The 24,751-nt window shown below is 72.4% G+C and carries 20 protein-coding genes; 4 read left to right on the top strand and 16 right to left on the bottom strand.

What is annotated here, in order from left to right:
• Positions 1–41: 41 nt before the first annotated feature.
• From QMZ92_RS27840 to rsmH, 14 genes are all read right to left on the bottom strand, one after another.
• On the bottom strand, positions 42–701 hold the full coding sequence (locus QMZ92_RS27840) for a cell division protein SepF (protein WP_283300259.1): 660 nt from the start codon (positions 699–701) through the stop codon (positions 42–44).
• Between the two features lie 134 nt (positions 702–835).
• The gene (locus tag QMZ92_RS27835) at positions 836–1,555 is read right to left on the bottom strand and encodes a YggS family pyridoxal phosphate-dependent enzyme (protein ID WP_283300258.1); all 720 of its coding nucleotides are present in this window, start codon (positions 1,553–1,555) and stop codon (positions 836–838) included.
• Positions 1,552–2,277, bottom strand: a complete 726-nt coding sequence (gene pgeF / locus QMZ92_RS27830; protein ID WP_283300257.1) for a peptidoglycan editing factor PgeF — start codon at positions 2,275–2,277, stop codon at positions 1,552–1,554. The genes QMZ92_RS27835 and pgeF overlap by 4 nt, the downstream gene beginning before the upstream one ends.
• Before the next feature lie 28 nt (positions 2,278–2,305).
• The gene (gene ftsZ, locus QMZ92_RS27825) at positions 2,306–3,511 is read right to left on the bottom strand and encodes a cell division protein FtsZ (RefSeq protein WP_283300256.1); all 1,206 of its coding nucleotides are present in this window, start codon (positions 3,509–3,511) and stop codon (positions 2,306–2,308) included.
• Positions 3,512–3,791: 280 nt separating this feature from the next.
• Positions 3,792–4,592, bottom strand: a complete 801-nt coding sequence (locus QMZ92_RS27820; RefSeq protein ID WP_283300255.1) for a cell division protein FtsQ/DivIB — start codon at positions 4,590–4,592, stop codon at positions 3,792–3,794.
• Positions 4,593–4,613: 21 nt separating this feature from the next.
• Entirely contained in the window at positions 4,614–5,702 is a 1,089-nt protein-coding gene (gene murG / locus QMZ92_RS27815) for an undecaprenyldiphospho-muramoylpentapeptide beta-N-acetylglucosaminyltransferase (protein ID WP_138055840.1), read from the bottom strand.
• Positions 5,703–5,708: 6 nt separating this feature from the next.
• Positions 5,709–7,085 carry a putative lipid II flippase FtsW gene (gene ftsW, locus QMZ92_RS27810; RefSeq protein WP_283300273.1) on the bottom strand — a complete coding sequence of 459 codons (1,377 nt, stop codon included), beginning with the start codon at positions 7,083–7,085 and terminating at the stop codon, positions 5,709–5,711.
• 527 nt (positions 7,086–7,612) lie between these two features.
• The gene (gene murD, locus QMZ92_RS27805) at positions 7,613–9,040 is read right to left on the bottom strand and encodes a UDP-N-acetylmuramoyl-L-alanine--D-glutamate ligase (RefSeq protein ID WP_283300254.1); all 1,428 of its coding nucleotides are present in this window, start codon (positions 9,038–9,040) and stop codon (positions 7,613–7,615) included.
• Complete coding sequence (gene mraY, locus QMZ92_RS27800) at positions 9,037–10,107, bottom strand: phospho-N-acetylmuramoyl-pentapeptide-transferase (protein WP_138055838.1); 1,071 nt, start codon at positions 10,105–10,107, stop codon at positions 9,037–9,039. The genes murD and mraY overlap by 4 nt, the downstream gene beginning before the upstream one ends.
• Positions 10,104–11,540 carry a UDP-N-acetylmuramoyl-tripeptide--D-alanyl-D-alanine ligase gene (locus QMZ92_RS27795; RefSeq protein ID WP_283300253.1) on the bottom strand — a complete coding sequence of 479 codons (1,437 nt, stop codon included), beginning with the start codon at positions 11,538–11,540 and terminating at the stop codon, positions 10,104–10,106. The genes mraY and QMZ92_RS27795 overlap by 4 nt, the downstream gene beginning before the upstream one ends.
• A 3-nt stretch (positions 11,541–11,543) precedes the next feature.
• Entirely contained in the window at positions 11,544–13,238 is a 1,695-nt protein-coding gene (locus tag QMZ92_RS27790) for a UDP-N-acetylmuramoyl-L-alanyl-D-glutamate--2,6-diaminopimelate ligase (RefSeq protein WP_502962156.1), read from the bottom strand.
• A gap of 17 nt (positions 13,239–13,255) precedes the next feature.
• A complete protein-coding gene (locus tag QMZ92_RS27785; RefSeq protein ID WP_283300251.1) occupies positions 13,256–15,214 on the bottom strand; it encodes a peptidoglycan D,D-transpeptidase FtsI family protein in 1,959 nt (652 codons plus the stop codon).
• A gap of 4 nt (positions 15,215–15,218) precedes the next feature.
• A complete protein-coding gene (gene ftsL / locus QMZ92_RS27780) occupies positions 15,219–15,803 on the bottom strand; it encodes a cell division protein FtsL (RefSeq protein WP_502962155.1) in 585 nt (194 codons plus the stop codon).
• Positions 15,804–15,863: 60 nt separating this feature from the next.
• The gene (gene rsmH / locus QMZ92_RS27775; RefSeq protein WP_283300250.1) at positions 15,864–16,844 is read right to left on the bottom strand and encodes a 16S rRNA (cytosine(1402)-N(4))-methyltransferase RsmH; all 981 of its coding nucleotides are present in this window, start codon (positions 16,842–16,844) and stop codon (positions 15,864–15,866) included.
• Between the two features lie 305 nt (positions 16,845–17,149).
• On the opposite strand from rsmH, the gene QMZ92_RS27770 reads away from it, so the two are divergent.
• From QMZ92_RS27770 to QMZ92_RS27755, 4 genes are all read left to right on the top strand, one after another.
• Positions 17,150–17,692 carry a beta-class carbonic anhydrase gene (locus tag QMZ92_RS27770; RefSeq protein ID WP_283300249.1) on the top strand — a complete coding sequence of 181 codons (543 nt, stop codon included), beginning with the start codon at positions 17,150–17,152 and terminating at the stop codon, positions 17,690–17,692.
• 383 nt (positions 17,693–18,075) lie between these two features.
• A complete protein-coding gene (locus tag QMZ92_RS27765) occupies positions 18,076–19,128 on the top strand; it encodes an AAA family ATPase (RefSeq protein WP_283300248.1) in 1,053 nt (350 codons plus the stop codon).
• The gene (locus QMZ92_RS27760; protein WP_283300246.1) at positions 19,128–20,471 is read left to right on the top strand and encodes a DUF58 domain-containing protein; all 1,344 of its coding nucleotides are present in this window, start codon (positions 19,128–19,130) and stop codon (positions 20,469–20,471) included. The genes QMZ92_RS27765 and QMZ92_RS27760 overlap by 1 nt, the downstream gene beginning before the upstream one ends.
• Positions 20,468–22,885: a transglutaminase TgpA family protein gene (locus QMZ92_RS27755; protein WP_283300245.1), complete on the top strand. Its 2,418-nt coding sequence runs from the start codon at positions 20,468–20,470 to the stop codon at positions 22,883–22,885. Before QMZ92_RS27760 ends, QMZ92_RS27755 begins: the two co-directional genes overlap by 4 nt.
• 311 nt (positions 22,886–23,196) lie before the next feature.
• On the opposite strand, the gene QMZ92_RS27750 is transcribed toward QMZ92_RS27755, so the two are convergent.
• Entirely contained in the window at positions 23,197–23,589 is a 393-nt protein-coding gene (locus tag QMZ92_RS27750; protein ID WP_283300244.1) for an SCO2097 family morphological protein, read from the bottom strand.
• A gap of 281 nt (positions 23,590–23,870) precedes the next feature.
• Positions 23,871–24,659, bottom strand: coding sequence for a methyltransferase (locus QMZ92_RS27745; protein ID WP_283300243.1), 789 nt, complete (start codon positions 24,657–24,659; stop codon positions 23,871–23,873).
• Positions 24,660–24,751 lie beyond the last annotated feature (92 nt).

Here is a 24,751-nt window from a genome sequence, read left to right as displayed (position 1 = left end):
CTTGCGGCCGGGTCGTTCCCTCGGTCGTGTTCTGGCTCGTTCTAGCTCTGGTTGAAGAACCCGCCCTCTGCGATGCGGGCCTTGTCCTCCGCCGTGACATCGACGTTAGCAGGCGAGAGGAGGAAGACTTTCTGAGTCACCCGCTCAATGCTGCCATGGAGGCCGAAGACGAGACCCGCGGCAAAGTCGACAAGTCGCTTCGCATCGGTGTCGTCCATCTCGGTCAGATTCATGATCACCGGGGTGCCCTCACGGAAGTGTTCCCCGATGGTACGGGCCTCGTTGTAGGTCCGCGGGTGCAGCGTCGTGATGCGGTACGGCTCCCGCTCGGACACAACCTTTGGCATGATCACCGGTGCGTTCTTCTCCAGACTGGGACGTTCAGGTGTGATGGATGCCACGGGGGCGATTCGTGCGGGACGTCCGGATTCCGCGGAGAGCGGAGTGGACAGTGGCGCGGACGCGGGCGCGGACGCGTGAGCCGGTCGCGGCGTGGACTCACGCGGCGCCGGGGGCTGGACCACGCGCACCGGCTCTTCCCGTTCCACCTGATGCGGGGGCTGGTGGCGCCGACGGTCCCGCTGGGGCTCCGGCTCCATCTCGGGTTCGAAGTCGTCGTCGGGGTCGAATCCCCGGCCGTCGTACCCATCGTCCTCCACGAGGCCGAGGTAGACCGCCATCTTGCGCATCGCGCCGGCCATTCTCTGAGTCCTCCGCTCTGTGGTGGATCGGCTTCGTTCGGCTACGTCACCAAGTGCCCGCGATCCACTCGGCCCGTCCGCCTTTCGACGGAAATGACCATATTTTCTACTGTGGTCCGACTTGCTTCGCGACGTTACCCGAGCCGGGGTCGGACTCCGAGCACCGCCGTACCGACGCGCACGTGTGTCGCTCCGGCCGCCACGGCCTGCTCGAGGTCCGCACTCATCCCTGCTGACACCATGTTCGCAGCCGGACGGTCCGCGCGCAGGCGGGATGAGATTTCCATCAGCCGCTCGAAAGCGGCCTGTTGACGCCCGGCGTAAGGCCCCTCGAGCGGGGCGACCGTCATCAGCCCGTCGAGCCGGAGCCCGGGGGCCCCGTCCACCGCGGCGGCCAACTCCCCGATGTCGCCGGGCGCGACGCCGCCGCGGTCGCCCTGCCGCCCGGACTCCGCGTCGAGGGCGACCTGGATGAGGCAGCCCAGTTCGCGTTCGGCGCGGACCGCCGCCGCGGACAGGGCACGGACGAGCTTCGGCCGGTCCACGGACTGCACGATATCGGCATAAACAGCAACGGAACGGGCCTTATTGGTCTGAAGCTGACCGACGAAGTGCCAGGTGAGCGACAGATCCGAGCAGGCAGCCGCCTTCGGGGCCGCCTCCTGGTCCTTGTTCTCGGCGACGTGCCGCACACCGAGTTCGTACAGCAGGCGGACGTCGCTCGCGGGGTAGGTCTTGGTGACCACGATGAGGGTCACCTCCTCCCGCTTGCGTCCGGCCGCGGCACAGGCGGAGGCGATACGTTCCTCCACGCGCGCGAGGTTCTCGGCGAGTTCGGTCCTGCGGTCGGTCATGCGTCGTCTCTTTCGCGGTCCAGCCAGACATATCCGGCGAGCCGCCCGGTGGTGCGGTCGCGTCGGTAGGAGAAGTGGTCTCCCGACTCCAGTGTGCAGACCGGCGACGCACTCCGGTCCCGTACGCCGAGCGCTTCGAGCTGGGCGTGCACTCCGGCGGCGACGTCCACGGCCGGAGTACCCCAGCTCGTCTCGGCCCAGGCCGCCGGCTCGGCCTCGGCGACCTGCGCCCGCATGGCCTCGGGCACTTCGTAGCACCGCCCGCAGACCGAGGGCCCGGTCCGGGCGGTGATGCGGGACGGTTCGGCGCCGAGCCGGACCATCGCCTCGACCGTGGCGGGCACCACCCCGGTCACCATCCCGGGGCGTCCGGCGTGGGCCGCGCCCACCACTCCGGCGACCGGGTCGGCGAGCAGTACCGGCGTGCAGTCGGCGGTGAGGACCGCGAGCGGAAGCCCGCGCCGGGAGGTGACCACCGCGTCGACGGCCGGGATGTCCGGGCCGGTCCAAGGCCCGTCGACGACGGCGACGTCCCGGCCGTGCACCTGGTTCATCCAGACGACGAGCCCCGGGTCGATGCCCAGCCGCCTGGCTGCGAGCTCACGGTTCGTACGGACGGCGACGGGGTCGTCACCGACCGCGCCGCCGAGATTGAGCTCGTCGTACGGAGCGGCGCTCACCCCGCCCCACCGGTCGGTGAAGGCGAAGTGGGCGCCGCTCACTCTGTTGTGCTCCCCTATCACTTCAAGATCACTTCAGGAAGTCCGGGACATCCAGTTCCTCGGCCGAGCTGTCGTACGGCCGGGCCGGCGGCACCTGCGGCGACGGGGACTGCGGGACGGAGGCCTCGCTCGCCGCGGGGGCCGGCTCCGCGGGGGCGGACTCCTCGCGCGGCGGCACGGTGCCGAGTCCGCCGAGCGAGCGGGCCGGCTCCGGCCGGGCGGCCGGCACTGGCTCCTCGCGCTTGGCGGAGGAGGAACCGATCACGTTGTCGCGGCGGGCGGGGGGCTGGCCGCCGTCGAAGCCGGCCGCGATGACGGTGACCCGCACCTCGTCGCCCAGGGCGTCGTCGATGACGGCGCCGAAGATGATGTTGGCCTCGGGGTGGGCGGCCTCGCTCACCAGCTGGGCGGCCTCGTTGATCTCGAACAGGCCGAGGTCCGAACCACCGGAGATCGAGAGCAGTACGCCGCGGGCGCCGTCGATGGACGCCTCCAGCAGCGGCGAGGAGATCGCCATCTCGGCCGCGGCCACCGCGCGGTCGTCGCCGCGGGCCGAGCCGATGCCCATGAGGGCGGAGCCGGCCTCGGACATGACGGACTTGACGTCGGCGAAGTCGAGGTTGATGAGACCGGGCGTGGTGATGAGGTCGGTGATGCCCTGGACGCCGGACAGCAGCACCTGGTCCGCGGACTTGAACGCGTCGAGCACGCTGACCTGGCGGTCCGAGATGGACAGCAGCCGGTCGTTCGGGATGACGATGAGGGTGTCGACCTCTTCGCGGAGCTCGGCGATGCCGTCCTCCGCCTGGTTCGCGCGGCGGCGGCCCTCGAAGGTGAAGGGCCGGGTGACCACACCGATGGTGAGGGCGCCGAGCGAACGCGCGATGTTGGCCACGACGGGTGCGCCGCCGGTGCCGGTGCCGCCACCTTCACCGGCGGTGACGAAGACCATGTCGGCCCCCTTGAGGACCTCCTCGATCTCCTCTCGGTGATCCTCTGCCGCCTTGCGACCGACTGCCGGGTTGGCTCCGGCCCCGAGCCCGCGGGTGAGTTCGCGGCCGACGTCGAGCTTGACGTCGGCGTCGCTCATCAGCAGGGCTTGCGCGTCGGTGTTGATCGCGATGAACTCGACGCCCTTGAGGCCGACCTCGATCATTCGGTTGATGGCATTGACACCACCGCCGCCGACACCGATGACCTTGATGACTGCGAGGTAGTTCTGCGGTGCTGCCACGTCGAAGGCCTCTCGCCTCGAGTTACGAGTCGCCGCTTCGCGGTGGTGGCCGCGCCGCGACGACGGATGCCGATTGGGACGGTCCGAAACGCCGACCCAAACCCTAACGTTGAAGTTTAGGGTTACCAGTGTCTCTGCTTCCTGGACTCTCTCGAACGAGACACTAAGTCGACAAGTGGCGTGCGTTCAACGAACACGCCGAACCTCCCGTTTTTCTTTTCACCCTATGTGATCAGCCGTTGCGCTGACCAACCAGGGTGTCGACCTGCGCATTTGTGCGTCAACTCGCCGACACCGCAGGGGCGGTGGGGGCGCTCACGTCGAAGCGCCGGGCGCGGGGAGCGGCCTTCATCAGGGCGCTCAGCGTACGGGCCTTGACCTCGCCGTCCTCGCTGCTGCCCCAGACCACCTCACGGTCGCGCGTCAACTTCAGAGTGAGGGAATCGTACGAAATGACTTGTACGCTCCGGAGGTCCCCGGCGATCCCGGCGGGGAGTTGGGAGACGACCAGGGCCGCCTCCTCCAGCAGCCGCCGGCCCCCGAAGCGCGCGACGCTGGGTGACTGATTCACCGCCATCTCCACGAGCGGTACGCCTTTGGGTGCTTTGTCCACCGTGGCGAACCGGACGCCCTTGGCGTCGACTTCGACGAACCGGGCACCCTTCCGCATGAGGAGAACGGGCACCCGCTCCGTCACCCGGAGCACGACTCCGTGCGGCCACGAGCGTTCGGCCTCGACCGAGTCGATGCGCGCGAGCCGGTCACGGAGCCGGGTCTCGATGCCGTCCAGATCCACGGAGACCAGAGGGGTTCCGAGCGGCACACCGGCCGCCTCCTCGACCTCACGGGGCGTCAGAACCCTTGTGCCGGAGACCTCCACCTGCTCGGCCCGGATCCAGGAGGAGCCGTACAGCACCCACAGGCCGCCGCCGGCGAGAACGGCGGCGGCGACCAGGGGGAGCAGGAACCGGGGGACGGGGAGCCGGGGGCGGCGCGGGGCCGGGCCCTTGCGGGTCCGGCCGGGCGACGACGGTCCGTTCGGCCTGCGGGTGCCGCGTTCGGCGGTCGTCGGTCCGGCCATGCTCCCTGCCCTTCGCCGTGCCTATCGGCGCGAGGCGATCGCCTCGTAGACCATTCCGACAAGCAGATCATCTGCGTCCCGGCGCCCGAACTCGGCCGCGGCACGGGACATCTCGTACAGCCGGTGCGGATCGGCGAGCACCGGGAGCACATGGCCCTGGACCCACTCGGGGGTCAGCTCGGCGTCGTCGACCAGCAGCCCGCCGCCGGCCTTCACCACGGGCTGCGCGTTGAGCCGCTGTTCGCCGTTGCCGATCGGCAGCGGTACGTACGCGGCGGGCAGGCCCACGGCGGAGAGTTCGGCGACCGTCATGGCGCCCGCACGGCACAGCATCATGTCGGCTGCGGCGTACGCGAGATCCATCCGGTCCACGTACGGTACCGGGATGTAGGGCGGCATCCCGGGCATGTTGTCCGCGTGCGGCAGTTCGTTCTTCGGCCCGACCGCGTGCAGGACCTGGATACCGGAGCGCTGGAGCAGCGGAGCGACCTGCTGGACCACCTCGTTGAGGCGGCGGGCGCCCTGCGAACCGCCCGAGACCAGCAGTGTCGGCAGATTGGGGTCCAGGCCGAAGGCGGCACGCGCCTCGGGCCGGACGCGGGCCCGGTCGAGGGTGGCGATGGAGCGGCGCAGCGGGATCCCGACGTAGCGCGCGCCCCGCAGCTTGCTGTCGGGCGTCGACACGGCGACCGCGGCGGCGTACCGGGAACCGATCTTGTTGGCCAGTCCGGGGCGGGCGTTGGCCTCGTGGACGACGATAGGCACCCCGAGCCGCTTGGCGGCCAGGTATCCGGGCAGCGCGACATACCCGCCGAAGCCCACGACGGCGTCCGCCTTCGTGCGCTCCAGGATCTGCTCGGCGGCCTTGATCGTGCCGCGCAGCCGGCCCGGGACGGTGATCAGCTCGGGCGTCGGTTTGCGCGGCAGCGGCACAGCGGGGATCAGCGCCAGCTCGTAGCCCCGCTCGGGGACGAGCCGGGTCTCCAGGCCGCGCTCGGTACCGAGGGCCGTGATGCCCATCGTCGGATCCTGTCTCCGCAGGGCGTCCGCGAGGGCGAGCGCGGGCTCGATGTGGCCGGCGGTCCCCCCGCCGGCGAGTACGACATGCACCGAAATTCACCGCTCTCCGGACGGACGTTCCTTGACGCGCCGTCTCATCGTCTTCCATCTCATCCCGGGCCGCACGGCCAGGGCCGCCTTCGCCGCGGGATCCTCCCGCGCGAAGGCGATCAGCAGTCCGACCGCGAACATGGTCGGCAGCAGGGCGGAGCCTCCGTAGGAGAACAGCGGGAGGGGGACGCCGGCGATCGGCAGCAGTCCGAGCACCGCACCGATGTTGACCACGGCCTGGGCCGTGATCCAGGTGGTCACGCCTCCCGCGGCGTACCTCACGAAGGGGTCCTCCGTGCGTCCGGCCACGCGGATACCCGCATAGCCTAGAGCCGCGAAGAGAGCGAGCACCGACAGTGTCCCCGCGAGGCCCAGTTCCTCCCCGGTGATGGCGAAGATGAAGTCGGTGTGCGCTTCGGGGAGTTGACCCCATTTTTCCACGCTCGCCCCGATACCCGAACCGAACCAGCCGCCCGAGGCCAGGGCGTAGATCCCGTGCACGGCCTGCCAGCAGCTGTCGTCCGGGCCGGGGTCGGTGGCGCCGACGCACTGGAAGCGGGCCATCCTGTTCGCGTTGGTCTTGATCAGGACCGCGCCGATGACCGCGGCGACGGACAGCACGCCGACGAACAGCCTGGTCGGGGCGCCGGCCAGCCAGAGCAGCCCGAAAAGGATCGCGGTCAGGATGATGGCGGTGCCCATGTCGCCGCCGAGCATGATCAGCCCCAGCAGTATGAAGGCCACCGGGACCAGCGGGACGAGCAGGTGCTTCCACTGTGCGAGCAGCCGTTTGTCCTGCTTGCGGGCGAGCAGGTCGGCGCCCCAGAGGATCAGGGCCAGCTTGCCGAACTCGCTGGGCTGGAGCTGGAAGGGTCCGCCGAGCGAGATCCAGTTCTGGTTGCCGTTCACCGACTGCCCTATCCCGGGGACCTGCACCAGGACCATCAGACAGGCGCTGACGACGAGGATCGGGTAGGCGAGGCCCCGGTGGAGCCGGAGGGGCATCCGGGAGGCGATCAGGAGCAGTCCGGCGCCGATCACGGCGGCGAGGAACTGCTTGCGGAAGAAGTACGAGGAGGGCAGCGAGTACTTCAGCGCCGTGATCATCGAGGCGGAGTAGACCATCACCAGGCCGAGCACGGTGATCAGCAGACCGGCGCCGAGGATCACGTAGTAGGCGGTCAGTGGCCGGTCCCAGGCCCGGCGGGCCTGCTCGTACAGCCGGCGCAGTCCGCCGCCGCGGGGCGGGCGGGTCCGGCCGCCGCCTCCGCCCCAGCCGTACGCCGGGCGCGGCGCGGACCTGGCGGCCCTGCCGCGCAGTGCTACTCCGGGCAGTCCGGCCAGAGCCGGCGCGGGGAGTCCGGCGAGGGCCGGGGCGGGCACCGGGCCCCGGCCGAACGCGCGCACCCGCCGGACGAGCGGCTCGCACCGGGAGGGCGACGCGCCGGGCGGCTCCGCAGCCCCGCCGCCGCGCGCGGCGCGACGGGTCGTGGGGGCCGACGTGCCGCGCGCGGCGGCCGGGTCGGGGTGCGCGGCAGAACCGTTCGCATCCCTGGCGAGGGACCCGCCGAGGGGCGCCGCAGAGTCGGCCGCGCGCGTGCCGACGGCCCGGTCCTGGTGCACTGCGGGGCCGTTCACGACCGTGTCCGCGGGCCGGCCGGCGCGCACCGCAGAGCCGCTTGCCTCCCCGTCCGGGGCCACTCCCGGGCCCACCCCGGAACCGGTCGTGTCCGCGGCAGCCGCGTCACGCCTCCCCCGGCCCGGATCCGCGGCGGTCGACGTACGGCCGGTGGGTTCCGGAGCGCCGGGGCGGCGGGGGTCGGGCGTCGTGGTCGCGTCGGGTGGCATGTCGCTGTCCCCTCCAGGTCGTGGCCCACGCCGCCGGGTCGTGGCGGCGGGGCCAGGGCCGGTCAGGCGCGCTCGGCGGCGAGGCTGCGGACCGCGTCCGCGAACGCCTCGCCTCGCTTGTTGTAGTTGGCGAACATGTCCATCGAGGCGCAGGCGGGGGCCAGCAGGACCGTGTCCCCGGGCCGTGCGATGCGTGCCGCTTCGCGGACCGCCGCCGACATCGCCCCAGTGTCGGTCCGGTCGAGGTCGACCACCGGGACCTCGGGCGCGTGTCGCGCCAGGGCTTCGGCGATCAGCGCCCGGTCCGCGCCCATCAGCACCGCGCCGCGCAGCCGGCCGGCGGACTTCTCGACGAGTTCGTCGAAGGCCGCGCCCTTGGCGAGGCCGCCCGCGATCCAGACGATCGGGTCGTACGCCGCCAAGGAGGCTTCCGTGGCATGGGTGTTGGTGGCCTTGGAGTCGTCCACGTAGGCGACGCCGTCGACCTCGGCCACGTGCTCGATGCGGTGCGCGTCGGGCCGGAAGGCCCGCAGCCCCTCCCGCACCGCCGCGGGCTCGACACCGAACGCGCGGGCCAGCGCGGCTGCGGCGAGGGCGTTGGCGATGTTGTGGGGGGCCGGCGGGTGGACGTCGGAGACCTGCGCCAGCTCCTGTGCCTGCTTCTGCCGGTTCTCGACGAAGGCACGGTCGACGAGGATGCCGTCCACGACTCCGAGTTGGGAGGGTCCGGGCGTACCGAGGGTGAAGCCGATGGCGCGGCAGCCCTCGACGACGTCCGCCTCCCGCACCAGGTCCTCGGTGGCGGGGTCGGCGGCGTTGTAGACGCAGGCGACCGTGTTGCCTGCGTAGACACGGCCCTTGTCGGCGGCGTACGCCTCCATGGAGCCGTGCCAGTCGAGGTGGTCCGGCGCCAGGTTGAGGACGGCGGCGGAGTGGGCGCGCAGCGAGGGGGCCCAGTGGAGCTGGTAACTGGAGAGCTCGACGGCGAGCACGTCGTACTTCTCGTCGCCGAGCACCGCGTCCAGCAGGGAGACCCCGATGTTGCCGACGGCCGCGGTCCTCAGACCGGCCGCCTCCAGGATCGCGGCGAGCATCCGCACGGTCGTCGTCTTGCCGTTGGTGCCGGTGACCGCGAGCCAGGGAGCGGCTTCCCTGCCGTCCAGGCCGCGCAGCCGCCAGGCGAGTTCGACGTCGCCCCAGACCTCGACGCCCGCCTCCGCGGCGGCCGTGAACAGGGGCTTGTCGGGCTTCCAGCCGGGCGCCGTGACGACCAGCTCGGTACCCTGCGGCAGGGTGGCGGCGTCGCCGAGGCGGACGGTGACCCCCTCCGACTCCAGCTCCGCCGCCTGGGCCCGCGCGCGCTCGTCGTCGCCGTCGTTGACGACCGTGACGACCGCACCGAGGCCGTGCAGGACGCGGGCGGCCGGAATGCCGCTCACGCCCAGCCCGGCGACGGTGACGCGCTTTCCCCGCCAGTCCTGCGTGCTCACTTGTCGGCCGCCCAGCCCGCGTAGAAGATGCCCAGTCCCACGATGACGCACATGCCCTGAATGATCCAGAAACGGACCACGACAAGGACTTCGGACCACCCCTTGAGCTCGAAGTGGTGCTGCAGCGGGGCCATCCGGAAGACGCGCTTCCCGGTGAGCCTGAAGGAACCGACCTGGATGATCACGGACAGGGTGATCAGGACGAAGAGGCCGCCGAGGAGCGCCAGGAGCAGCTCCGTGCGGGAACAGATCGCCAGACCCGCGAGCGCGCCGCCGAGGGCCAGGGAGCCCGTGTCACCCATGAAGATCTTCGCCGGCGAGGTGTTCCACCACAGGAAACCGAAGCAGGCTCCCATCAGCGCCGCGGCCACGACCGCGAGGTCGAGGGGATCCCGCACCTCGAAGCAGGCGGCGGGGTTGGTCAGGGTCATCGCGTTGGCGCAGGACTCCTGGAACTGCCACAGGCCGATGAAGGTGTACGCGCCGAAGACCATCACGGAGGCGCCGGTGGCCAGGCCGTCCAGGCCGTCGGTGAGGTTCACGCCGTTCGACATCGCGAGGATCATGAACAGCGCCCAGACCACGAACAGCACCGGACCGATCGTCCAGCCGAAGTCGGTGACGAACGACAGCTTGGTGGAGGCCGGCGTGTTGCCGCGGTTGTCCGGGAACTGCAGAGCCAGCACCGCGAAGGCGATGCCGACGATCAGCTGGCCGGCCATCTTCGCCTTGGCCCGCAGACCCAGGGACCGCTGCTTGACGATCTTGATGTAGTCGTCGAGGAAGCCGACCAGTCCCATGCCCGCCATCAGGAACAGCACCAGCAGACCCGGGATGGTCGGGTCCTCGCCGGTGATCACCTTGGTCAGGGCGTACGCGATCAGCGTGGCCAGGATGAAGGCGATGCCGCCCATGGTGGGCGTACCCTTCTTGCTGCCGTGGCTGCGCGGGCCGTCGTCACGGATGAACTGGCCGTAGCCCTTGCGGGCCAGCAGCTTGATCAGCAGCGGGGTACCGATGAGCGTCAGGAAGAGCCCGATGGCTCCCGCGAAGAGGATCTGCCTCATCGGCCGGCGACCTGCCCCTCGGTCGAACCGGTGTCGGCGAGCAGCGCCTCGGCGATCCGCTCGAGCCCGGCCGACCTGGAAGCCTTCACCAGCACGACGTCTCCCGGGCGCAGCTCTCTGCGCAACAGGTCGACCGCCGCCTGCGCGTCGGACACGTGCACCGACTCCTCACCCCACGAACCCTCGTTATATGCGCCCAGCTGCAGCCAGGACGCTTCCCTGCCCCCGACCGCGACGAGCTTGCTGACGTTGAGCCGGACAGCGAGCCGTCCGACCGCGTCGTGCTCCGTCAGCGCCTCGCCGCCGAGCTCGGCCATCGGACCGAGCACCGCCCACGTGCGCCCCCCGGCGGCCTGGGCGGCCGCGCCCATGGCGGCGAGCGCGCGCAGTGCGGCTCGCATGGACTCGGGGTTCGCGTTGTAGGCGTCGTTGACGACCGTCACGCCGTCCGAACGCTCGGTGACCTCCATACGCCAGCGGGAGAGGGTGCCCGCCTCCGAGAGCGCGGTGGCGATCTCGTCGACGGACATGCCCAGCTCATGGGCGACGGCGGCCGCGGCGAGCGCGTTCGACACGTGGTGCTCACCGTACAGCCGCAAGGTCACGTCGCTGCACCCGGAGGGTGTGCGAAGGAGGAATGCGGGCTGTCCGCCCGGCATGAGCCGGACGTTCTCGGCACGTACGTCCGCTTCGTCCGACTCCCCGAACAGCACCACGCGCGCCTCGGTACGGGCGGACATGGCGCGTACCAGGGGGTCGTCGGCGTTGAGGACGGCAACTCCGCCCTCTGCCGCGGGAGGCAGCGTCTCGACCAGCTCGCCCTTGGCCTCGGCGATCTGCTCGCGGCCGCCGAACTCCCCGATGTGGGCGCTGCCCACGTTCAGCACGACGCCCATGCGGGGCGGGGTGAGTTCGGTGAGGTAGCGGATGTGGCCGATGCCGCGGGCACCCATCTCCAGTACCAGGAACCGGGTTTCGTCGGTGGCGCTGAGCGCGGTCAGCGGCAGCCCGATCTCGTTGTTGAGGGAGCCGGGGGTCCAGACGGTCGGCGCCATCCGGCGCAGTACCTGGGCGATGAGGTCCTTGGTGCTCGTCTTGCCGGCGGAGCCGGTGAGCGCCACGACGGTGGCGCCGAGGCGTTCCACGACGGCGCGGGCCAGTGCCCCGAGGGCCTTCTGGACGTCGTCCACGACGATCGCGGGGACACCGACGGGACGCGAGGCCAGCACGGCGGCCGCGCCCGCGGCGACCACGTCCGCGGCGTAGTCGTGGCCGTCGACGCGGGCACCGGCGAAGGCGACGAACAGGCTGCCGGGCACGACCTCACGGGAGTCCCGGACGACGGGCCCGGTGACACGCACGGACGGATCCGGTATGTCGCACGGCCGCCCGTCGACGATCCGGGCGATCTCGGCGAGGGAGAGGGCGATCACGGCTCATCCCTCACTGTTCTTGTGGCTGTGCTCGATCGCCTCGCGAAGCACCCGGCGGTCGTCGAAGGGGCGGACCACCCCGGCGACGTCCTGCCCCTGCTCGTGTCCCTTGCCCGCGATCAGCACGGTGTCGCCGGGCGCGGCGCGGGCGACGGCCGCGGCGATGGCGGCGGCCCGGTCCGCCTCCACGAGGACGTCGCCGCGCTCGTGGGCGGGCACCTCGGCGGCGCCCGCGAGCATCGCGGCGAGGATCGCGAGGGGGTCCTCGGAGCGGGGGTTGTCCGAGGTGAGGACGGCGGTGTCGGCGTAGCGGGCCGCGGCGGCGCCCATCGGGCCGCGCTTGGTCCGGTCGCGGTCGCCGCCGCAGCCGAGCACGATGTGCAGCCTGCCCTCGGTGACCTTGCGCAGGGAGCGCAGGACCGATTCGACCGCGTCGGTCTTGTGGGCGTAGTCGACCACCGCGAGATAGGGCTGGCCGGCATCCACGCGCTCCAACCGGCCGGGGACGCCCGGTACCGCGGCGACACCGTCGGCCGCGGTCTGCGGGTCGATGCCTGCGACGGCGAGGGTGACGATCGCGGCGAGCGTGTTGGCGACGTTGAAGGGGCCCGGCAGCGGTGCCTGGGCGCGCACCCGCTCGCCCTGCGGGCCGATGACGGTGAACGTGGAGCCCAGCGGGCCCACTTCGACGTCGTCGGCGCGCCAGTCGGCGTCGGGGTGGCCCTCGGCGGAGAACGTGACGACGGAGATCGAGGACTCCGTCACCAGGCGCTGGCCGTACTCGTCGTCGAGGTTGACGACGCCCAGCCGGGCGCGGGCCGGAGTGAACAGCTGGGCCTTGGCCTGGAAGTAGTCCTCCATTCCGGAGTGGAACTCCATGTGCTCCGGCGAGAGGTTGTTGAAGACGGCGACGTCGAAGACGCAGCCGTCGACCCGGCCGAGCACCAAGGCGTGGCTGGAGACCTCCATGGCGACCGACTCGACGCCGCGTTCCCGCATCACGGCGAACAGGGCCTGGAGATCGGTGGCTTCGGGGGTGGTGCGCTCCGACTTGATGCGCTCCTCGTCGATGCGCATCTCGACCGTGCCGATCAGGCCGGTGCTGCGGCCGGCGCCGCGCAGACCGCCCTCCACGAGGTACGCCGTGGTGGTCTTGCCGGAGGTGCCGGTGATGCCGATCTGCAGCAGCGCCTCACCGGGGCGTCCGTAGATCTCGGCGGCGAGCTCGCCCATTCTGCCGCGCGGGTTCTCGGTGACCAGGACGGGCAGTCCGGTCGCGGCGGCGCGGTCGGCGCCCGTCGGGTCGGTGAGGATCGCGGCTGCGCCGAGATCCCTGGCCTGGGCGACGTAGTCGGCGCCGTGCAGCCGGGCACCGGGCAGAGCGGCGTACACGTCTCCGGGGCGCACCGCGCGGGAGTCGTGCGTGATGCCGGTCACCGCGCCGGAGCCCGGGGGCTCGACCCCCAGCCGGGCGGCCAGATCTGCGAGGTCGATCGGACGGACCTCGGCCGGACGGGGAGGGGCGGTTCGGTACTGATCAGCTTGTGGCACGGCGGTGAGCGTACCGGCAGTACCGGGACCGGCGCTAAATGAGGGGCCCCGCCGGGGGCCGCGGGCACCCGGGGACGGGCTCGCGGCGGGCCGGGGCGAGGCGGCCCCCGGGCGGCGGTTCCCGGGGTCCGGCGTGATGGTTCTCACTGGCTGTTCCTCCCGGGTCACGCGCCGGGGTCGAAAGCGACCGGCAGTCGCGCGGGAGCCGCGCCGGTCGGCGCGACCTGCTGGGTCTTGAGCGCGAACTCCATGACCTTCTTGTAGATGGGTCCGCAGATCTGGCCGCCGAAGTAGCTGCCGCGGGTCGGGTTCTGGATGGCGCAGTAAACGGTGATCTGAGGTTCGTCGGCGGGCGCGAATCCCGCGAAGGAGGCGGTGTAGCCCCGGTAGCGGCCGAGCTCGGGGTCGACCCGGTTCGCGGTGCCGGTCTTGCCGGCGACCCGGTAGCCGGGGATCCGGGCCTTGGTGCCGGTGCCCTCCTCGTCGCCCACGACCGATTCGAGCATGGTGGCGAGGGTCTTCGCGGTCTTCTCGCTGACCACGCGGGTCTTCTCCGGCGCCTCCGCCGGGTTGAAGCGTCCGTCGGGCCCGCGGGTGCCGCGCACCAGGGTGGGCTCGATGCGCACGCCGCCGTTGGCGATGGTCGAGTAGACGGAGGCCGCCTGCATGGCGTTGACCGACAGGCCCTGGCCGAACGGGATCGTGTACTGCTGGGAGGTCGACCAGTCCTGCGGCTTGGCGAGGATGCCGGGGGTCTCGCCCGGGTAGCCGAGGCCGGTGGGGCTGCCGATGCCGAACTTCCGGAGGTAGGAGTAGAGGACGCGGTTGGCCTGGCTCTGGGTCTTCCCGAGCTGTCCGGTCGCCAGGATCGTCCCGATGTTGCTGGACTTGGCGAGGACCCCGTTGAGCGTCAGGTACCACGTGGGGTGGTCGATGTCGTCCTTGAAGAGCCGGTCGCCGCGGTGGAGCCGGTTGGGGACGGTGACATGGGTGCCCGGGGTGGCGGCCCGCTCCTCCAGCACGGCGGCCATGGACATGACCTTGCTGGTGGAGCCGGGCTCGTAGACGTCCTGGAGGGCCGCGTTGCCCATGGCGGCGGGGTTGGCCCGCGCGATGTCGTTGGGGTTGAAGCCGGGCGCGTTGGCCATCGCCAGGACCTCGCCGGTCCTGGTGTTCTGGACCACCACGTAGCCGCGGTCGGCCTTGGACTTCGTCACCTGCTCGCTGATCGCGCGCTGGGCGGCCCACTGGATGTCGCGGTCGATCGTCAGCTCGATGTCGGAGCCGGGGACGGCGGGCTTCTCCCGGGTCCCTGCGGTAGGCACCCGGCGTCCGCCCGACTGCGCGTAGGTGATGCTGCCGTCCTTGCCCGCCAGCTCCTCGTCGAGCATGGACTCCAGGCCGCCCGCGCCGCGGCCGTCGGCGTTGACCCAGCCCAGTATCCCGGCGGCGAGATCGCCGTTGGGGTAGACGCGTCGGCTGCTGGTCTCCTGGAAGACGCCGGCGAGCACGTTGGCGCCGGGCCCGCCCTTGGCCTTGTCGGCGGCGGCCTTCCGGGCGAAGACGGCCTTGAGGTCCTTGATCTGCTTCCAGACCTGCGGGGTCTGGCGGCGGGCGAGGACGGTGTACCGGGACTTGGGGGCCTTGAGCTTGTTCGCGAGCTCCGCGGCGTCGGCGCCCAGGATCGGCGCCAGCAGCGCCGCGGCCTGCTCCGGCGCGTCCGGGGCCTTGCTCTCCCCGGGTGTGAACATCTTCGGGTCGGCGGTGATGTCGTGCGCGTCCACGGTGGTGGCCAGCGCGATCCCGGCACGGTCCGTGATCCGGCCGCGCTCGGCCGTCAGCTTGTGGCTCGTGTAGCGGTTCTTCTCGGCCATCGCGGCGTACGTGCCGGCGTCGACGGCCTGCACCTGCAGCAGCCGGATCACGAACGTCAGCATGACGAGCGTGAGCGCGAGGCTGACGAGCCTCAGCCGGGGGCGGGGGTTGCCGAGCCGGATCCGGCCGGGCGCCGCAGGCCGCCGGGGCGGCGTGGTGCGGCGGGGCGCGGGCCGGATCCGGCCGGCCGGTCCGCCCCGGCGCGCGGGGCCCGGAACACGGCGCCGCGGTGGTTCCTTGGATGGCACTGCGTCACCTGCCGGGGGTCGTGGGGGGCGGCTTCGGCGCGCCGGACGCGGCGGGCTGCGCCGACGCGGACGGTGCCGCGGGCACCGCGGACGCGCCGGCGGCCGACGGCTTCGGCGAGGCGGGGACCGGCGCGGGCGCGCCGGATGCGGGCGGCGGCGGGGCAACGGGGGGCCCGACCGGCCGCTGCGACGGATCCGGCCGCCGGACGGCCGACGGGTCGGCCTTCGCCCGCTTCGGGACGCCGCGGACCGTGCCGTCGGGGCCGAGGAAGGCGGGGTTGCCGCCGGGGACCATGCCCAGCTCGCGGGCCCGCCGCTCCAGTGCGTCCGGGGCGGAGCGCTCGTCCACGTCCCGCTGCAGCGCCTGTTCCTGGTCGGTGAGTTCGGTGGTCTTCTTCCTGAGCTCGCTCAGTCGGAACGAGCCCTCGTTGAGGGAGGTGTTGAGCAGCAGCAGGGTGATCAGTCCACCGCCGAGCAGGACGACGACCAGCAGGACGAAGGGGGTGCGGGCCGCGGTGCTCGGCCCGGACGGCATGAGCCGCACGAGCCGTGCGGCACGCCCCTTGAGCTGTCCGGCGGCCTTCCTCACCCCGAGTCCTCCCTCACCGCGGCTGTCGTCACCGGTCGCGCTCCCTCGGCGCGGCGGCCGTCACCGCACGTCCTCGCGGATGCGCTCGGCGCCGCGCAGCCGCGCGGGCGCTGCTCGGCGGTTCTCCGCGACCTCTTCCTCGGAAGGGAGTTCGGCGCCGCGGGTGAGGAGCTTGAGCCGCGGCTGGTAGCGCTCGGGGACGACGGGCAGTCCGGGCGGTGCCGTACTGGCGGCACCTTCCGCGAGGACCTGCTTGACCAGCCGGTCCTCCAGCGAGTGGTACGAGAGGACCGCGATCCGACCGCCGACGGCGAGTGCCTTCACCGCGGCCGGGATCGCCCGCTCCAGTACGGTCAGTTCGCCGTTGACCTCGATGCGCAGGGCCTGGAACGTGCGCTTGGCCGGGTTGCCGCCGGTGCGCTTGGCGGCCTGCGGGAGCGCGTCGCGGATCAGCTCGACCAGCCGGGCGCTGTTGGTGAACGGTTCCTTCTCCCGTTCCCGCACGATCGCGGCCACGATCCGCTTGGCCTGCTTCTCCTCGCCGTACGCACGCAGGATGCGGACCAGCTCGCCGGGCGGGTAGGTGTTGAGGACCTCTGCGGCGCTGACGCCGGTCGTCTGGTCCATCCGCATGTCGAGCGGGGCGTCCTGGGCGTAGGCGAAGCCGCGGTCGGCCTCGTCGAGCTGCATCGAGGAGACGCCGAGGTCGAACAGGACGCCCTGGACGGCGGGGATGCCGAGCCGGTCGAGGACGTCGGGCAGCTCGTCGTAGACGGCGTGCACGAGGGTGGCGCGGTCGCCGAACGGCGCGAGCCGCTCACTGGACAGCCGGAGCGCCTCCTTGTCCCGGTCGAGCGCGACGAGCCGGGCGGCCGGGAAGCGGGCCAGCAGCGCCTCGCTGTGCCCGCCGAGGCCGAGGGTGCAGTCGACGACTACGGGGGCCGGGCCTTCGGCGGGACCGCCCCCGCCAGGACGCTCCAGGGCCGGCGCCAGCAGGTCCAGGCACCGCTGGAGCATCACCGGGACGTGTCGCTGGCTCAATGCGCCCTCTCAGGTCCGGCGCGGGCGGTGGCCGGGCCGTACGTTTGCCGCACCCGCGGGGAAATCGCGGAAAAGTGCTGGATGTGTCCGTGAACTGCGCGTCACTTTAGTCCACTGGTCGTGCCGGTCAATCAACCGGCTGGCGCGTCGCAGCGGCGGCCGGCGAGGGGTCCGGGAGCGGGCGACCCACCCGAACGGACACGGTCCGCCCGTGCCTGTGGGTTAGCTCACAACAAGCCGCGTTGACGTTCTTTGTCCCCTCTCACAGCGAGCTGCGCAGGCCGGTGACCATTACCGTCGAAGACATGTCGACTTCCGCGCACCTCCCCGCAGAGACCGCCGTCGCGAGCGGCACGGTCACCGACCGGCTCGTCGAAGCCAACCAGCGCTACGCCTCTGGCTTCACCGACCCCGGCATGGACGCCAGGCCGGTGCTCCGGGTCGCCGTGGTGGCCTGCATGGACGCCCGTCTCGACCTCCATGCCGCACTGGGCCTGCAGCTCGGTGACTGCCACACGATCCGCAACGCGGGCGGAGTGGTCACCGACGACGTGATCCGCTCCCTGACCATCAGCCAGCGTGCGCTGGGCACCCGCAGCGTCATCCTCATCCACCACACCGGCTGCGGCCTGGAGAGCCTGACCGAGGACTTCCGGCACGAGCTGGAGGACGAGGTCGGCCAGCGGCCCTCCTGGGCGGTCGAGGCGTTCCGCGACGTGGACCAGGACGTGCGCCAGTCGATGCAGCGGGTGCGCACCTCGCCGTTCCTGCTGCACACCGGCGACGTGCGCGGCTTCGTCTTCGATGTCACGTCGGGCCTGCTGCGGGAGATCGACCCCACCGGCTGAGTCCCGTCCCGGACGGTGCCGCGCGAGCCCGCAGCGCGGCGCCGTCCGCCTGTCCGCGCCCGTGACGGCGCGGGACGGGAGGGTCCGCACCTCTCCGCACGGGATGTCCGAACGCCGTCGGACGGGATGTCCCCACGGCGTCGCACCGGGCCGCCGCACCGGCCCGGCGTGGGGTGGATCACAGCTCTGCGTGAACGGCCAAACACGGCAACCTCAGACATATGGCGCCCACTTGTCCACAGGCGAGTGACACGACGCGGCAACGGCAACAAGAATGCGGGTGTGGCACCTTCGCGGAACCGACCGGAGAAGGTGTCCGTGTTTCGGGGTGGGCCGTGCCGCAAGTAGTGCACCGGCCCATGGAACGGGCCGAGGAGGGCCGGGTGACGACCTATGACGATCGAGCGAGCCTCACGGATCTGACCACCACAGCGGAGCGCGTCCGCACGTCGGTGGAGGGTGTGATCGAGGGCAAGCCTGAGGTCGTACGGCTCTCGCTGACAGTGCTGCTCGCCGAGGGGCATCTCCTCATCGAGGACGTGCCGGGCGTGGGCAAGACGATGCTGGCGAAGGCACTGGCGCGGTCGATCGACTGCTCGGTCAGGCGCATCCAGTTCACGCCGGACCTGCTGCCGTCGGACATCACCGGCGTGTCGATCTACGACCAGCAGAGACGGGACTTCGAGTTCAAGCCCGGCGCGATCTTCGCGCAGATAGTGATCGGCGACGAGATCAACCGGGCGTCCCCCAAGACCCAGTCCGCGCTGCTCGAGTCCATGGAGGAGCGGCAGGTCACCATCGACGGGCAGACGTACGAACTGCCCACTCCCTTCATGGTGGTGGCCACGCAGAACCCGGTGGAGATGGAGGGCACCTACCCGCTGCCCGAGGCCCAGCGGGACCGCTTCATGGCCCGGGTGTCGATGGGCTATCCGACACCGGAGGCCGAGCTGCAGATGCTCGACGTGCACGGCGCGGTGTCCCCGCTCGACGACCTCCAGCCGGCGGCCCACGCCCATGACATCGTGAAGCTGATCGACGCGGTGCGGACGGTCCATGTCGCCGACTCCGTCCGGCGGTACGCGGTGGAGCTGGTCGCCGGGACCCGCAACCACCCCGACCTCCGGCTGGGCGCCTCGCCCCGCGCCACCCTGCACCTGCTGCGTGCCGCCAAGGCCTCGGCGGCACTGACCGGCCGTGACTACGCACTGCCGGACGACGTCCAGTCCCTCGCCGTCCCGGTGCTCGCCCACCGCCTGCTGCCGACGGCCCAGGCGCAGCTGAACCGCCGCACCGCCGAGCAGGTCGTGCTGGAGATCCTCCAGCACACGCCCGTGCCGACCTCAGGAAACGACACCGCGTACGGAACCGGTGCCCGCCAGGCGCCCGGCAGCCCGGCCTACGGCCGGCAGCGACCCGGCGTCCGGCGGCTCTGATGACGGCCGGGAGCCCTGCCGCCGGCGATGAGGAGAAGGGCGGTCTGCGGTCGGCTCTCGGCGGGCTGACCACGCGCGGCCGCTCGTTCCTGGCGGCCGGGGTGGCCGCGGCGGTGTGTGCCGTGGTCCTCGGGCAGAGCGATCTGCTCCGGGTCGGGCTGCTGCTCGCCGTGCTGCCCCTGATCTGCGTGGCCGTGCTGTACCGCACCCGCTACCGGGTGGCGGGCAGCCGGAGGCTGTTCCCGTCCCGGGTTCCCGCCGGGTCCGAGGCGCGGGTGCATCTGCGCCTGGACAACGTCTCCCGGCTGCCCACGGGGCTGCTGATGCTCCAGGACCACGTGCCCTACGTACTGGGGCCCCGGCCCCGGTTCGTGCTGGACCGCGTGGAGCCCGGAGGCCGGCGTGAGGTGTCCTACCGGGTCCGGTCCGACCTGCGCGGACGCTATCCGCTCGGTCCGCTGCAACTGCGCCTGAACGACCCGTTCGGCATGTGCGAGCTGACCCGTTCCTTCAGCTTCGCCGACACCCTCACCGTGATCCCCCGCACCGAGCCGCTGCCGCCGGTACGGCTCTCGGGGGATGCCACGGGCTACGGCGACGGACGTCAGCGCACCCTCGCCCTGGCCGGGGACGACGACGTGATCCCCCGGACCTACCGGCACGGGGACGACCTGCGGCGCGTGCACTGGCGTTCCACCGCCCGCTACGGCGAGTTGATGGTGCGGCGCGAGGAGCAGCCGCAGCGGGCCAGGTGCACGGTGCTGCTCGACACCCGGCGCAAGGCCTACCGGGGCGCCGGGCCCGACTCGGCCTTCGAGTGGGCGGTTTCGGGCGCGGCCTCCGCCCTGGTGCACATGCTGGAGCGGGGCTTCTCGGTCCGGCTGCTGACGGACACGGGCACCTCGGTGCCCGGCGACGGCGGGGACGGCCTCGCCGGCTCCCCGCAGGAGTCCGCCGAATCGGCCGGGATGATGCTGGACACGCTCGCGGTCGTGGACCACTCGGACGGTCCGGGTCTCTCGCGCGCCTACGACGTGCTGCGCGGCGGCGGCGAGGGGCTGCTGGTCGCCTTCTTCGGCGACCTGGACGAGGAGCAGGCGGCGGTGGCGGCCCGGATGCGGCAGCGCGGCGGGAGCGCGGTCGCGTTCGTGACGGACAGCCGCCTGTGGACGGCGAACGGAGCGGTGGACGACGCGGTGGAGGCACGGCTGCGCGAGGCCGGGTGGACCGTGGTCGCCGCCGGGCCGGGCGCGGCGCTGCCCGAGCTGTGGCGGCAGGCGGCGCGCGAGCGCGCGGACTCCGCCCCGGCCGGTACGACGGGTCTTTCGGGGGGATGGTCATGAGCGGCCGTGGCAGGCTCGCCCTGTGCGCCTACGGCGCCACGCTGCTGGCGGCGGCCGCGATGGTCCCGCTGGTCGATCCATGGACGTGGCTGCTGCAGGCCGCGTTCCTGTCGGCACTGGTCAGCGGGGCCGGTGCGGCGGCGCGGCGGGTGCCGCTGGCACGGCCGCTGACGGTGGCGGCCCAGGCCGTGCTGGCGCTGCTGATGCTCACTCTGGTCTTCGCCCGCGAGCACGCCGTGCTCGGGCTGGTCCCCGGGCCGGACGTGCTCACCAGGTTCGGCGAGCTGCTGGCCGCCGGTGCACAGGACGTCGGCCGGTACGCGATCCCGGCGCCGGCGACCGACGGCATCAAGCTGATGCTGATCGGCGGGGTGCTGTTGATCGGCCTGGCCGTGGACGCGCTGGCCGTGACGTACCGCAGCGCCGCCCCCGCGGGTCTGCCCCTGCTGGCGTTGTTCTCGGTGGCCTCCGGTCTGTCCGGGGGCGGGGCGGGCTGGTGGTGGTTCCTGCTGGCGGCCTCGGGCTATCTGATGCTTCTGCTGGCGGAGGGCCGGGACCGGCTGTCCCAGTGGGGCCGGGTCTTCGGCGGCGCCCCGCCGCGCGGCAGGAGCGGGTTCGACGGCGGGGACGGGACCGCGCACGCGCCGGTGCGCACCGGCAGGCGCATCGGTGCGGCCGCGCTCGGCGTCGCCCTGGTCGTCCACTGGTCGCTCCCGGCCCTGGGCGGCGGGCTGATCGGCCAAGGCGGCCGCGGTTCGGGCACGGGCTCCGGCGGCGGCACGATCAACGCAGTGAACCCGGTGGTGACGCTGCAGGACAGCCTGAACCAGCCGGAAAGCCGGGAATGGCTGAAGTACAAGACGAACGCGAACGGCACCGGTGACATGTATCTGCGGATCATGGCACTGGACCAGTTCGACGGCGGGGCTTGGAAGTTCTCGGTCCGCAAGGTCACCGACATCCCCGCCGAGCTGCCCCGCCCGGAGGGCCTCGCCGGTGGTGTCGGCACGACCGAGATCAGGACGAACATCTCCGCCGCGGGTGCCTACAAGCAGGGCTGGCTGCCCATGCCGTACCCGGCGACCAAGGTGGCCGTGGACGGCAGGTGGCGCTTCGACCCGGCCCGGCGCACGATCGTCGGAGACCGGGGGCAGACGACCGGCGGCCTGCAGTACTCGGTGACCAGCCTCCAGGTGAAGCCCACCGCGAAGCAGCTCGCCGAGGCGCCGAAGGCCCCCGCCGCGCTGCTGGAGGAGTACACCGAGGTGCCGGACACGCTGCCGGCCGATGTGAGGTCCACGGCCCTGCGGGTGACGCGGGGCGCCGCCAACGACTACGAGCGGGCGGTCAGGCTCCAGGACTGGTTCGCCGCGGACGGCGGCTTCACCTACGACACCGAGGTGGATTCGGGCGGCGGCGTCGGGGCGATCTCGCGCTTCCTGAGGAACAAGGAAGGGTTCTGCATCCACTTCTCGTTCTCCATGGCCGCCATGGCGCGGACCCTGGGGATACCGGCCCGGGTGGCGGTGGGCTTCACGCCCGGCACCCCCGCGGCGGACGGTGCGATGTCGGTCAGCAACCAGGACGCCCACGCCTGGCCCGAGCTGTATTTCGAGGGCGTGGGGTGGACCCGGTTCGAGCCGACGCCGACCCGGGGCAGCGCACCCGACTACACACGTGCGACCACCCCGTCCGGCGGGCCGAGCAGCCCGCCGGAGCCGGAGGCGGGGGCGTCCCAGGCCGTTCCGGCCGCCCCGTCACGGTCGTCCGACTGCTCCCCGCAGGAGCGCCGGCTCGGCGAGTGCGGGGCCACTGCGCCGCAGGACGTCGCGGTGTCCGAGGACGAGGGCCCGTCGCTCGGCACGGTCCTGGTGTGGACCGGGGCGGTCGCCGCGCTGCTGGTGATCCCGCTGCTGCCGATGCTCTGGCGGACGAGACTGCGCAGGGTCCGGCTCGGCTCCGAGGGGCGTACGGCCGAGGAGGCCGCGGCACGGACGCTTCTGGTCTGGCGGGAGATCACCGACACCGCCTGGGACCACGGCATCCCACCGGACGAGTCGCTGTCGCCGAGGAAGGCGGCCGCGCGCATCGTCCGGCTCGGCCGGCTGGAGGGCGCACCCGCGGACTCGGTCCACCGGGTGGCCCATGCGGTGGAGCAGGTGCTGTACGCGCCGAGGCCCGTCCCGGGCACAGGGCTGGCCGAGGACGCCGGACGGGTGCGGGTGGGCTTGGGCGAGCGGGCCGGCCGCGTCGCCGCGCTGCGGGCGCTGCTGCTGCCCCGTTCCACGGTGCGCGTCGTATGGGCGTGCTCGGAGCGCTGGAACACCCTGGCGGAACGCGCCGCCGCCATCCGGCGGCGGTTGCTGGACCGCGCGACCGCGCAACTGCGGAGACCGCTGCGGCAGCGGGGCTGACGGGCCTGCGGCCGGGCCCGGTGGGACGTGTTTCCCGCCGGGCCCGGCCCTCGTCGCAGCGGGGCGGGCGCGGGCGGGCGCCGTGCTCGTCGGCGGAAGCGATGCCCGCGGGTGGCGGGAGCGGTGCGCCACGGAGGACGGCGGGGCGATGCCCGCGGGCGAGTGCCCTGCCCGTGGCGCATCCGGAAGCGCGGGGCTCCCGGGGCCGTCCGCGGCGAACGACGCCCGCACCCGGGCGGAGATACGCGTGAGGGGTGACCGCCATGCGGTCACCCCTCAGCGATGTCGGAGTGCGTGGACGTGGTCGGGGCTCAGTGGCCCTGCTCGTCGCGGCGGCGCTGCCACCGCTGCTCGATCCGGTCCATCATCGACCGGCGCTGCCTGGGCTGTCGGCGCGTGGCCTCGGCCCCGGGGTCGCTTTGCTCACCCGGCTTCGGCGCCTTGCGCCAGCCGGTGACCGCCAGGACCGCACAGCCGAGCATGACGAGAAAACCCACCACGCTGATCCAGATCTGCTGGGCGACCATTCCGGCCATGAGGAGCGCGATACCCACCAGGAAGCCGGCGACCGCTTGGTAGACCCGTCGTCGGGTGTACGTACGCAGCCCGCTTCCCTCAAGCGCTGTCGCGAACTTGGGATCTTCGGCGTACAGCGCTCGCTCCATCTGCTCGAGCATTCGCTGCTCGTGCTCCGAGAGCGGCACGGAGTCCTCCTAGTCGTCGGTCGCGGGGGGCGACCGGTATGCGGCCCTTTCAGGATAGGCAGGGAATCGCCCCCGTGAAACCCGCCGAGTGCCCGATTGCCCTGAGGGGCCTGCCATGCCGGATCGACTGCTGAGGCGTTGATTCCCCAACCGCCTGTCCGTCATGCCGGATCGTGTCCCCCGATCATACGGGGCGAACGCCTCGATCGGGGGGCCTGTGGCGTACTCCATGTGCAGCTGCGTGGCTGATCAGCGGCGGGCCCGCGCCGGGAAGCCGGTGATCAGCCGCGCTTCTCACCGAGGACGTGGAGCTGGGTGGCGACGGCGTGGAACGCGGGCGACTCGGCGGCGGCCTCCTCCAGCTTCAGCAGGGCCTCCAGCGCACCCGGCTCGGTGTCCACGAGCACCCCCGGGACCAGGTCGGCGAAGACCCGGACACCGTGCACGGACCCGATCTCCAGGCCCGAGTCGCCGACGAGTTGCGTGAGCTGCTCGGCCGTGAACCGGCGGGGCGTCGGGTCGCCCTCGCCCCAGCGCCCCGCCGGGTCGCCGAGCGCCCGCCGGGCCTCGGCGAAGTGTCCGGCCAGGGCCCGGGCGAGGACGGCACCGCCGAGCCCGGCGGCGAGCAGGCTGAGGGCGCCCCCGGGGCGCAGCGCCTCCACCGCGTTCCGCACGCCCTCGGCCGGGTCCTCGACGTACTCGAGCACACCGTGGAACAGCACGGCGTCGAAGCCGCCGCGCTCCACGACGTCGAACAGTCCGTGGACATCGCCCTGAACCCCGCGCACCCGCTCGGCCACCCCCGCCTCGGCCGCCCAGCGCTCCAGCGCGAACAGCGCGTTGGGGCTGGGGTCGACCACGGTGACGTGGTGGCCGAGGCACGCCGCGGGCACGGCGAAGTTGCCGGAGCCGCCGCCGGTGTCGAGGACGTCCAGGGCGTCACGGCCGGTCGCCTTGACCCGGCGGTCCAGGGCGTCCCTGAGCACCTCCCAGACCACGGCCGTGCGAAGGGAGGCGCGGGACGGGGTCTCCCCACGGCGAGGCCGAACAGGGGGCGTCTGGTCCGACACGGCAGTTGACTCCTCGGCGCGGGTGCCGCCCCTGCTGACGGGGCGTGAACGGTGCAGGCTGGCTCCACCCTATTGCCTCGGCCGGGCGCCCC

Source organism: Streptomyces sp. HNM0645, from assembly GCF_030056615.1.
GTDB lineage: Bacteria > Actinomycetota > Actinomycetes > Streptomycetales > Streptomycetaceae > Streptomyces > Streptomyces marianii.
Note: the sequence above shows the minus strand (reverse complement) of the source record. Positions and strands in the feature narration are given on the sequence as shown.

Coding starts and splice junctions, on each gene's coding strand:
- QMZ92_RS27840 (WP_283300259.1), bottom strand. CDS start 701: ATGGCCGGCGCGATGCGCAAGATGGCGGTCTACCTCGGCCTCGTGGAG.
- QMZ92_RS27835 (WP_283300258.1), bottom strand. CDS start 1,555: ATGACCGACCGCAGGACCGAACTCGCCGAGAACCTCGCGCGCGTGGAG.
- QMZ92_RS27820 (WP_283300255.1), bottom strand. CDS start 4,592: ATGGCCGGACCGACGACCGCCGAACGCGGCACCCGCAGGCCGAACGGA.
- mraY (WP_138055838.1), bottom strand. CDS start 10,107: ATGAGGCAGATCCTCTTCGCGGGAGCCATCGGGCTCTTCCTGACGCTC.
- QMZ92_RS27770 (WP_283300249.1), top strand. CDS start 17,150: ATGTCGACTTCCGCGCACCTCCCCGCAGAGACCGCCGTCGCGAGCGGC.
- QMZ92_RS27760 (WP_283300246.1), top strand. CDS start 19,128: ATGACGGCCGGGAGCCCTGCCGCCGGCGATGAGGAGAAGGGCGGTCTG.
- QMZ92_RS27755 (WP_283300245.1), top strand. CDS start 20,468: ATGAGCGGCCGTGGCAGGCTCGCCCTGTGCGCCTACGGCGCCACGCTG.